This window comes from Hypericibacter sp. (genome assembly GCF_050729195.1).
GTDB lineage: Bacteria > Pseudomonadota > Alphaproteobacteria > Dongiales > Dongiaceae > Hypericibacter.
In genome coordinates, this window is record NZ_JBOHKS010000129.1 from 1 (window position 1) to 9,702 (window position 9,702).

A 9,702-nucleotide genomic window follows, 5' to 3' on the forward strand; every position below is an offset into this window, starting at 1 on the left:
GCCTATGCGGCGCTCTTCCTGGCCTCCGACGAGGCCGCCTACATCACCGGCCAGACCCTCATCGTCGATGGCGGTCAGATCCTGCCGGAATCCCTGATGGCGCTGGAGGAAATGGCCGTCTCCTGAGAGATCGGTTGAACGTCGGCGACAATCGCTTTCCGCCCAGGGGCCCCGCGCCGGATCTTCGGATTCGGCCGGGGCCCTTCTCATTGCCGATCGATGACGGCCCCGTGGAAAACCGTTCGATAGCAATCTAACAAAATCGACGCAGCCGCAGCCGCTGTCAAAAGCGGCATCGGTTCCTGTCAAGCCAGCGCGCGCTCGCACGGCGCATCTTGCCTCCCGCCCATTGCCGGCGATTCCGACGCTTCGAATTGTTGGCGAGGGCGAGCCCCCGAGGGAGCGAGCGCGATGTACGACTACGGCTTCTTCTCCTACGACTCCAAGGAAGAGTTCATCGAGAAATCGAAGAGCTTCTGGAATCCGGGAAAGACCCAGTCCTGGCAGGATTTCGGCGTCGATCTCGTGATCGATCGCCGCGAGGAATATTTCCTCTGGGACATGAGCGGCAAGCGGCTGATCGATGTCCATCTCAATGGCGGCACCTACAGCCTCGGCCATCGCAATCCCGAACTCATCGCCACCCTCGAGCTGGCGATGAAGCATTTCGACATGGGCAACCATCATTTCCCCAGCCTGGCGCGGACCGCGCTGGCCGAGGCGCTGCTCAAGACCTGCGCGCCCAACATGCAATATGTGATCTATGGCAGCGGCGGCGGCGAGGCGATCGACATCGCCATCAAGTCGGCGCGCCACGCCAAGCAGCGCCGCAAGATCGTCTCGGTCATCAAGGCTTATCATGGCCATACCGGCCTCGCCGTCTGTGCCGGCGACCAGCGCTTCTCCGAGCTGTTCCTCTCCGATCGGCCCGACGAGTTCGTCCAGGTGCCGTTCAACGATCTGACGGCGATGGAGGATGCGCTGCGCAAGCGCGATGTCGCGGCCGTCATCATGGAGACGATCCCCGCCACCTACGGCTTCCCGATGCCGAAGGAAGGCTATCTGACGGGCGTCAAGCGGCTCTGCGAGAAATATGACGCGCTCTACATCGCCGACGAGGTGCAGACCGGCCTGATGCGGACCGGCGAGATGTGGGGCTGCTACAAATATGGCGTCGAGCCCGACATCCTGGTCACCGGCAAGGGCATCTGCGGCGGCATGTATCCGATCGGTTGCACCGTCGTCACCGAGGAGGCCGGAGCCTGGCTGAAGCAGGACGGCTTCGGCCACATGTCCACCATGGCCGGCGCCGAGCTCGGCTGCATCGTGGCGATCAAGGTGCTCGAGATCTGCAACCGCCCCGAAGTCCACTCGATGGTGAACTACATCTCCAGTCTGATCGGTGGACGGCTCGAGCGAATCAAGGCGATCTATAGCGATTTCTTCGTCGGGATCCGCCAGAAGGGCGTGGTGATGGGCCTCGAGTTCGACCATCCCAAGGGCGCCATGTATGTGATGAAGGCACTCTATCGGAACGGCGTCTGGGCGATCTTCTCGACGCTCGATCCGCGCGTGCTTCAGTTCAAGCCGGGTCTCCTGCTGACGCGCGATCTGAGCGAAGAGCTGATGGACCGCGTCGAGGTCTCGATCGCGCAAGCCCGTGCCGAGGTGCTCGGGCTCAAGGGCAAGCGGGCGGCGGCATGAGTACGGCCATGTCACGGATGCAGCGGCGGTCGGACGAGAAGGCGTCCGGCGGGCCGTCAGAACTGATCATCAAGGCCGCCAGCGCCAGCGAGACCATGAAGGACGAGGCCCGTTTGGCGCGCGCCGGCATGATGCTGGAGCGGGCACGCTGGGCCGCGGCCTCCTTCGCCCGGCTCGACCGGGAGAGCACCCTGCGGATCGCCAAGGCCGCGGCAGACGCTGGCTTCGCCAAGGCGCAGCATTATGCGGAATGGGCGGTCAAAGAGACGGGCTTCGGCGTCGTCGAGCATAAGAAGATCAAGAACGAGCTCGTCAGCCGGGGCATCTACGACTATTACCGCGACGAGCCGCTGGTCGGCCTCAAGATCGATGCCGAGCGCAAGATCGTGGAATTGGCGCGGCCGGCCGGCGTGGTCTTCGCGCTGACGCCCTCGACCAATCCGGTCTCGACCGTCTTCTTCAAGATCATGATCGCGCTCCTGAGCCGCAACGCGATCATCATCAGTCCGCATCCCATGGCCAAGGCCTGCTGCGCCGATGCCGCGCGCTGCATGGCGGACGCCGCTGCCGCTGCCGGTGCCCCCGACGGCGCCGTACAGGTCATCGATGAGCCCAGCATTCCCCTGATCACGGCCCTGATGGCCGATCCGCGCACCGACGTGATCCTCGCCACGGGCGGCTCACCCATGGTTCGCGCGGCCTACTCCTCGGGCAATCCCGCGATCGGTGTCGGGCCCAGCAACGTTCCTGTGCTGGTCGATGCGACAGCCGACCTGGCCAAGGCCGCCAAGCGCATCGTCGCCAGCAAGTCCTTCGACAACTCCGTTCTCTGCACCAATGAATCGGTGCTGATCGCCGAGGCCGCCATCGCCGACAAGCTGCTGCGCCATATGCAGAGCGAGGGCGCTTATCTCTGTTCCGAGGAGGAGACCGAGCGGCTGCGCGCCTATCTCTTCCCGGGCGGCAAGTTCAATCTCCAGGCGCTGGGCCGCGATGCCGGCACGATTGCCGGCGATGCTGGCATCCGGGCACCCGCCAAGACCAGGATCCTGCTGGCACCGTTCGATCTGCCGGTGCCCGAGGAAGTCTTCGCGCGCGAGAAGCTCTGCCCGGTGCTGGGTTTCCTCAAGGTGCCGAACGCGCAGCGCGGGCTGGAGGCGGCGCGAGCCCTGTTGCGCTATAGCGGTGGTGGCCATTCGGCCGCCATCCACAGCAAGGATCAGCGGACGATCCTGGCCTTCAGCATGGCCGTCACTGTGCTGCGCGTGGTGGTCAACGCACCTTGCAGCCAGGGTGCCGCCGGGTTCGATACCAATCTCGCGCCGACCATGACTATCGGCACCGGCTTTTTCGGGCGCAGCTCGATCGGCGAGAATGTCGGCCCCCAGCATCTCGTGAACTGGACCCGCATCGCCTACAACAAGGAAGCGAGCGAGTCCTTCGGCGACTATACGAATCTCGAGCCGTGGGATGTGCAGGCGCCGGACGGAACCGAAGGGCTGGAGATGCCGGCGCCACGCCTGGGTATGGCGGACGACGATCTCGGCGAGATGCGCGAAGAGATCCGCCAGGTGATCATCGAAGAACTGCGCAGCCTCTTCATGGGTTCCTGATCCATGGCCGAGTTGCGCTCCTTCATCTTCATCGATCAGCTGCAGCCGCGCACCATGTGCTATCTCGGCAGCTGGATCCGCGGCAGCCTGCCGCGCACCAACATGGCGGCGCAGATCATCGAGGTGGCGCCGGGGCTCGATATCGAGGCCATCACCGACGTGGCGCTGAAGCATGCCGAGGTGCAGAGCGGCATCCTGGTGGTCGAGCGCCAGTTCGGTTATCTCGAGATCCATTCGCGCTCGACAGCGGCGGTTCAGGCCGCGAGCCAGGCCGTTCTCGATTTTCTCGACACGACCGCTGACAAGGCCACAAAACCACAGATTCTGGCCTCGCAGATCATCACGCGCATCGATCATCTCCACGCCTTCCTGATCAACCGGAACAAGCTGGGCTCGATGATCCTGCCGGGCGAATCCTTGTTCGTGCTGGAGATGCAGCCGGCGGCTTACGCCATCCTCGCCACCAACGAGGCGGAGAAGGCGGCGGACATCAAGGTCATCGATTACCGGATGATGGGCGCCACGGGCCGGGTCTATCTCAGCGGCACCGAGGACAATGTGCGGGCGGCGTCCGTTGCCGCCCAGCAGGCGTTGGAGGCATTGCAGTGAGCGATCGGAAGGCGGGGCTGGATCGCGAGGCGATGCGCCGGATGGTGCGGGAAGTCCTGCGCGACGCGTTGCCCGAGGCGATCAAGGGCAGCGCCGCGCTGAAGGCCGCGGCACAGAAGGTCGTCGCGAGCGCGCCAGCGCCGGCACGGGCCGAGCCGGCGGCGAAGAAGGCGATGCCGACCGGACAATCGACCCCCGCGCGGCAGAGCGCCGGGGAGGAAGTCTCGCTTCAGAGCGACCAGGACCTCGCCCAGTTCGTGCACCGGATCGTGCATCTGCTGGAGAATCCGGCGACGCGCGAGGCCGTCAAATCGGGCCGTCATGCGTTCAAGCTGAAGCGGTCGGGTTCCGCGGCATCGACCGCATCCACCGGCCGTCCGGCAGGCGCGACCGAGAAGATCCTCAAGGGCGTGGTGAAAGAGAACACGGTGGTCGACGCGGCCAAAGCAGGCGCGCGGCTGATCATCGGCCGAGGCGTGGTGGTCACGCCGCTGGCGCGCGACAAGGCGCGGCAGTTGGGTGTGCAGATCGAGAGGGACGTCTGATGTTGCGCGCGACGGTCAAAGGCAATGTCTGGTCAACCAAGCGTCTGAAGGAGATTCCCAGCGGCGCCATGCTGGAGGTCGAGCTCGATGACGGGAAGGGGACCCGCCTGGTCGCCTTCGACGTGCTGGGCTGCGGCATCGGCGAACGCGTGCTGGTCTCGACCGGCTCGACCGCGGCCACCTGGTTCCCCGGCAAGGCGCCGCCGATCGACGCACTGATCATCGGCTCGATCGACGAGCCGTCGAAGAATGGCAAACCCGCCAAATAATCCTGATTTCTGACCCTATCCAGCGAGCAAGGAGAGAATGATGTCGAACGCAATCGGAATGATCGAGACGAAGGGCTATGTCGCGGCCTTGGCCGCCGCCGACGCCATGGTCAAAGCCGCCAATGTGGTGATCGTCGGCCGCGAGCAGGTCGGCGACGGGCTGGTGGCCGTGATCATCAATGGCGATGTCGGCGCCGTGAAGGCCGCGACCGAAGCCGGCTCCGAGGCCGCCAACACCGTCGGCGAGCTGATCTCGGTGCATGTGATCCCGCGGCCGCATCCGGACCTGATCAAGCACTTCACGTCGGTGCCGAAATAATCCGGATCGCCTACGGCGGATCGAGCCCCCGGCCCGCCGGCCGGGGGAATGACGGAACCTGCGGACAGGCCCGCTGACGATGACGGAATTGCGCGTCTATCTGATGGTGGAGAATCTCCAGCCGCAGTTTGCAGCCTATCTGAGCTCGCCCACGCGCGCCCGGGGCTATCCGCCGATCCAGGGGAGCCACTCGCTCATCATCGAGGTGGCGCCCGGCCTCGCGATCGAACGGGTGATCGATCTGGCGCTCAAATCGGTGCCGGATGTCGAGCCGGGCATCCTCTTCGTCGAGCGCCAGTTCGGCGTGCTGGAGCTGCATTCCGGCGATCTGTCAGAGCTGAAGCGGGCAGGACAGGCCATCCTCGACGGGATCAAATCGAAGCCGGCCGATCAGCTGCGGCCCCGGGTGCTCTATACCGACGTGATCGAGGCGATCACCGATCAGCATGCGGTGATCATCAACCGCAATCGCGAGGCCTCGATGGTGATGCCGGGCGAAACCTTGCTGGTCTGCGAGATGGTGCCGGCCTTGTTCGCGGCGGTCGCGGCCAACGAGGCGGAGAAGGCAGCACCGGGAAACACGCTGGTCAATGTGCAGATGATCGGGGCCGCCGGGCGCCTCTATATCAGCGGGCCGACCGCGGATGTCACCCGAGCGCGCGACCGGATCGCCGAGGTTCTGGAGGCGATCGAAGGCCGCAGCCACTGAAAGGGCGTCGGGCCGCGGCGACGAAATCTCAATTGCGGATCGAGGCGGACGACCGCTCGAGGCGACGGGTGAGGGCGCATTGGCGCCGGTAATGGGCCGGCGCCATGCCGGTCCATTGGCGGAAGGCGCGGCTGAAGGCGCTGAGCTCGGAATAGCCGAGCAGGAAAGCGACCTCGGTCAGGGGGATGTGGGGCTCCGCCACATAGCGTAGCGCCAGATCGCGCCGCGAGCCACGCACCAGATCGTTGAAATTGACATCGAGATCATGGAGACGTCGATGCAGGGTCCAGCTCGTCATGCCGAGCTCGGTCGCCACCCGCTTGATGCTGGGATTGCCATGCTGCAGCTGGATCTCGATCTTCTGCCGCACCAGGGCCACCAGATCGTCGGGCCTTGCGCGCCGACAGCGGCCGCTCATGAAGGGCTCGAGCAGCGAGAACAGGGATGAATCCGGTTCTGGCATGACGCAGTCGAGATCGCTGCGGCGGAACACGACGGAGTTGAAAGGCTGCGAGAAGTAGATCGGCGTGTCGAACAGCGCCTCATGCTCGCGGGGCTCATGCGGCTTGGGATGCTCGAAATGGATCTCCAGCGGCCGCCAACCGCGGCCCAAGGCATGCCAGAAGATGTTGCAGAACATGCCGATCGACAGCTCCGCATCCTGGCGACGCCGGCTGATGCGGCCATCCTCGATGCGGTAATCGAGATAGACCAGATCGCGCTCCTCGCGCAGGGTCATGGTCGTGTTCTGCTGATGGGCCGGGAAATAGCGGCAGAAGTTCTGCAAAGCGGCGGCGAGGGTCGGTGAGTTTACGGCCATGTAGCCGATGGCCCCCAGCTGCTTCGGCTTGAAGCCATAGCCGAAGCGCAGGCCGAAATTGTCGTAGCGGGTGTGGCGGGCGGCCTCCTCGAAGAGCTGGCAATATTGCGCCAGGCTCAATTCGTTGAAGGGGCTGTCGAGGCTGTGGGCGTCGACATGGACGGTCTCGAAGACGCGCCCGGCATCGCCGCCGAGGGTCGCGATCAGCTCCGCGATGCCGTTGGCGGCGGATGCGAGGATCTGCGGCCCGGCTCCGACGCCCGGCGATCCTTCCGGCAAAACGACGCCCATGATCCCTCCCGGTCCAGACAGAGGTGCCGCCAGCGGTGACGCGGCCGGCGGCGGAGAATTAAAGACCATGGAGAGAGGGGGCGACAAGGCGTGGTTCCCCTACGCCCGTCGAAGAACGATCCTCAGCCTGTGGAAAACTCGACCTCCGCCCTCGAGGCAAGGTCGCGGCTCAGGTCGTCAATTGCCCGTTGGCCAGCAATGTCGTGAGCACCTGGGTCTCGTCCTGGCTGCCGCCCCAGGAGGCCTGGGAGACGCCCTGCAGCACGACATGAAGCTGCGGATCGAAGCCCGAGCCGGCCGGACCCGCGGCGCCGTTGTAGTCCACGGACAGAATCGTGTTGCCGCCGCTGAAGGAGACGTCGAAATAGGACGACAGGTTGGCGGCGGTGGCACCCGCTCCGGTATGCGGGGCTCCTGACAGGAGATCGCTGAAATCGAGCACATCCCGGCTGCCGGGCGCGCCACCGATCTGGAAGCCCTGCACTGTATCGGTATCGTCGTTGGGATCGGGAATGAAGCCCTGTGCCAGGCCATGGCCGCCGGTCAGGTCCACATTCTGGCCCGTGATCGTCAGCTGATATTGCCCGCTGCCGCTGCCATTGTTGCTGTTGCCGTTGGTGCTGTCATTGCTGCGCGCCTCGGTCTCGCTGAGGGTGCTGTCGCCGATGGCAAGGATGTATTTGCCGGGCGCCAGCTGGCCCTGGACGATGAAGGAATCCTGGCTGTTGGTGCTGCCGTCGCTGGCAATCCCATAGGCCCCGCTGTCATTGTTGTTGGAGCTCACCAGCGGATCGTTCGCGCTGCTGCCCACCAGCCCGTTGCCGTTGCTGTCCTTGAACAGATAGATCTGGCTGTCGAGGGTACCGCCCAGGCTCTTCAGGTCGATGGTCAGCGACTGGGACTCCGTCCCGGTCACTTCAAACGTGAAGTAATGGATGTTGTGCGGGTCGCTGAGCGTCGTGGTGACGGTGATCTCGCCCGACCCTTCGCTGAACGTGGTCCCGGACTGCGCATGCAAGCCGGTGATGCCCTCGGCGCCGCGATGGCCGGCCTTCCACTGGAAATAATCCGCCTCGCCATCGGCACCGACCAGGATGTCGCTGCCCATGCCGCCGACGAGCGTATCGACCGCGCCATCGGGCGTCCCCGCGACCGCATCGGCCACGATCCGGTCGTTGCCCGTACCGCCATCGAGCAGGTCGGCGCCCGAGCCGCCGATGACGGTGTCATTGCCGCCCTGGGCGAAGACCGTGTCGTCGCCGGCGCCTGCATCGATATGGTCGGCGGCACCCCGCGGGTCGTTGTCCTCGTAGAGCGTATCCAGATGGGTGCGGATATAGGTCAGCACCTCCTGGTCGTTCGGCGCATGGCCCAGATCGGATTGGATCTGGGCGAAGAGTGCGTCATAGCCTTCGCCCGTCACGGTCGAGGCATCGAGATGGTCGGTGTTGACGACGTCGCCGAAGATGATGTCCTGGCCGTTGCCGCCGCTGAGGCTGTCGCCGCCGACAGCGTCGGGGATGTCGGCGCCCGGCTGGAAGGTTCCCTCCAGCGCGAAGCCGACCTGATCGGCGGCGGTGACGATCTCGGCGCCGCCGCTATTGTCGATCTTCTGGAGATTGGTGAAGTCGCCACTCTGTGCGGTCAGGCCGATGCCGATCGCATGCGCATCGACGCCCAAGGCAGTCCAGACGCCGCGCCAGTAATCCAGGCCGCTGCTGCTGCCTGGCGCATCATATTGCTGGAAGGTGCCGGTCTGCTCCGTGGGATGGCCGTCGGAGATGAAGAACAGGCGATTGTTGCCGTCGAACCCGGTCAGCGGCGCATAGTTCGAATTGCTGGGCAGGCCGCTGTCGCCGAGGAGCTGGTTGCGGGCCGCGAGCAGCGCGTCCTGGAAATCTGTGTTGCCGGAAGCCGTGATGGCATTGACCGAAGTGGCCAGGCTGGCGAACTGCCAGATGCCCGAACCGGGGCTGGTTTCGACCAGGTCGCCGAGGCTGTGCGCGGTCACGGTGATGGCGTTGCCGGCAGCGCCGTTGAACGGGATGACGGTGAACTTGACCGTCACATCCTGCCCGGCGACGAAGGCGTCATGGGCGTAGGTCGCGTATTTTTGCGCCAGCGACAGGACGATGCTCTTGGAGAGCTGGACAATGTTGCTGTCGGCGACGCTGCCCGACTTGTCCAGAACGGCGACGCCGTTCTGGTCTTCATATTGCACGCTGGCTGGCAGATGGGTCGCACCGCCGCTGTCGCCGATGAGGATGTCCTGGCCCGTCCCGCCCTGCAGGATCAGGTTCGCATAGGGCGAGGTGCTGCTGATGTCGGCCGCCCCGGGGCCCGTGTTGCCGCTGTCGGTGCCGACCAGCAGCCGGTCGGAGTCATCATCGTCGATGATGGTGGTGGTGGCGGTAGCCGTCGCTGTCGTGCCCCGAGAGGGCGACATCGTCACCGAATAATTCTCATTATCTTCCGCGACCGTGTCTTGAATCGTGTGAACGACCAGAGTCTGGGCACTGCCGCCGCCGCCCGTAAAGGTCAGGATCGTGTTGTCGCGGGTGTCGAAGTCGGTGCCCTCGGCGGCAGTTCCAGAATGCGTCTGGATCGTGACGAAGGCGGTCTGACCCGAGGCCAGCGTGGCGCCGGTATAGCTGACCGTGTAAAGGGCGTTGCCGCCCTCATTGACCGTGCTGTCACCGGCGATGCTCCACACCGGCCCCGTGGTCTGGTCGACGATGCTCGTCGTCACCGTGGCGGTTGCGATCGAGCCTGGGGTCGGACTGGTGATCTGGACCGAGTAATTCTCAGTGCCCTCGATCACCG

At 64.9% G+C, this 9,702-nt stretch carries 10 protein-coding genes; 8 read left to right on the forward strand and 2 right to left on the reverse strand.

Going from position 1 to position 9,702, the window contains the following annotated elements; all coding sequences use genetic code 11:
- The 8 genes from ACREE8_RS09830 to ACREE8_RS09865 all read left to right on the forward strand — a co-directional run.
- Window positions 1-126, forward strand: a 126-nt coding sequence (locus tag ACREE8_RS09830) for an SDR family oxidoreductase (protein ID WP_431572818.1), incomplete at its 5' end; no start/stop codon positions are given.
- Between the two features lie 285 nt (window positions 127-411).
- On the forward strand, window positions 412-1,704 hold the full coding sequence (locus ACREE8_RS09835; RefSeq protein ID WP_431572809.1) for an aspartate aminotransferase family protein: 1,293 nt from the start codon (window positions 412-414) through the stop codon (window positions 1,702-1,704).
- A gap of 8 nt (window positions 1,705-1,712) precedes the next feature.
- Window positions 1,713-3,317 carry an aldehyde dehydrogenase family protein gene (locus ACREE8_RS09840; protein WP_431572810.1) on the forward strand — a complete coding sequence of 535 codons (1,605 nt, stop codon included), beginning with the start codon at window positions 1,713-1,715 and terminating at the stop codon, window positions 3,315-3,317.
- A 3-nt stretch (window positions 3,318-3,320) separates the two neighbouring features.
- Complete coding sequence (locus tag ACREE8_RS09845) at window positions 3,321-3,926, forward strand: BMC domain-containing protein (RefSeq protein ID WP_431572811.1); 606 nt, start codon at window positions 3,321-3,323, stop codon at window positions 3,924-3,926.
- Window positions 3,927-3,958: 32 nt separating this feature from the next.
- Window positions 3,959-4,471: a hypothetical protein gene (locus ACREE8_RS09850; RefSeq protein WP_431572812.1), complete on the forward strand. Its 513-nt coding sequence runs from the start codon at window positions 3,959-3,961 to the stop codon at window positions 4,469-4,471.
- Entirely contained in the window at window positions 4,471-4,740 is a 270-nt protein-coding gene (locus tag ACREE8_RS09855) for a EutN/CcmL family microcompartment protein (RefSeq protein WP_431572813.1), read from the forward strand. The genes ACREE8_RS09850 and ACREE8_RS09855 overlap by 1 nt, the downstream gene beginning before the upstream one ends.
- Window positions 4,741-4,777: 37 nt before the next feature.
- The gene (locus ACREE8_RS09860) at window positions 4,778-5,059 is read left to right on the forward strand and encodes a BMC domain-containing protein (protein ID WP_431572814.1); all 282 of its coding nucleotides are present in this window, start codon (window positions 4,778-4,780) and stop codon (window positions 5,057-5,059) included.
- 79 nt (window positions 5,060-5,138) lie between these two features.
- Window positions 5,139-5,768 carry a hypothetical protein gene (locus ACREE8_RS09865; RefSeq protein WP_431572815.1) on the forward strand — a complete coding sequence of 210 codons (630 nt, stop codon included), beginning with the start codon at window positions 5,139-5,141 and terminating at the stop codon, window positions 5,766-5,768.
- Between the two features lie 28 nt (window positions 5,769-5,796).
- Here the strand turns inward: ACREE8_RS09865 and qhpR are convergent, their stop codons facing one another.
- Together qhpR and ACREE8_RS09875 are read right to left on the reverse strand one after the other, a co-directional pair.
- On the reverse strand, window positions 5,797-6,879 hold the full coding sequence (gene qhpR / locus ACREE8_RS09870) for an AraC-like transcriptional regulator QhpR (RefSeq protein WP_431572816.1): 1,083 nt from the start codon (window positions 6,877-6,879) through the stop codon (window positions 5,797-5,799).
- Between the two features lie 169 nt (window positions 6,880-7,048).
- Window positions 7,049-9,702: beta strand repeat-containing protein (locus tag ACREE8_RS09875; protein WP_431572817.1), on the reverse strand; the 2,654-nt coding region annotated here is incomplete at its 5' end.

What these genes read in the sequence shown, in the direction of transcription:
- ACREE8_RS09850 (WP_431572812.1), top strand. Translation starts at nt 3,959, where the DNA reads ATGCGCCGGATGGTGCGGGAAGTCCTGCGCGACGCGTTGCCCGAGGCG.
- ACREE8_RS09845 (WP_431572811.1), top strand. Translation starts at nt 3,321, where the DNA reads ATGGCCGAGTTGCGCTCCTTCATCTTCATCGATCAGCTGCAGCCGCGC.
- ACREE8_RS09865 (WP_431572815.1), top strand. Translation starts at nt 5,139, where the DNA reads ATGACGGAATTGCGCGTCTATCTGATGGTGGAGAATCTCCAGCCGCAG.
- ACREE8_RS09860 (WP_431572814.1), top strand. Translation starts at nt 4,778, where the DNA reads ATGATGTCGAACGCAATCGGAATGATCGAGACGAAGGGCTATGTCGCG.
- ACREE8_RS09855 (WP_431572813.1), top strand. Translation starts at nt 4,471, where the DNA reads ATGTTGCGCGCGACGGTCAAAGGCAATGTCTGGTCAACCAAGCGTCTG.
- qhpR (WP_431572816.1), bottom strand. Translation starts at nt 6,879, where the DNA reads ATGGGCGTCGTTTTGCCGGAAGGATCGCCGGGCGTCGGAGCCGGGCCG.
- ACREE8_RS09835 (WP_431572809.1), top strand. Translation starts at nt 412, where the DNA reads ATGTACGACTACGGCTTCTTCTCCTACGACTCCAAGGAAGAGTTCATC.
- ACREE8_RS09840 (WP_431572810.1), top strand. Translation starts at nt 1,713, where the DNA reads ATGTCACGGATGCAGCGGCGGTCGGACGAGAAGGCGTCCGGCGGGCCG.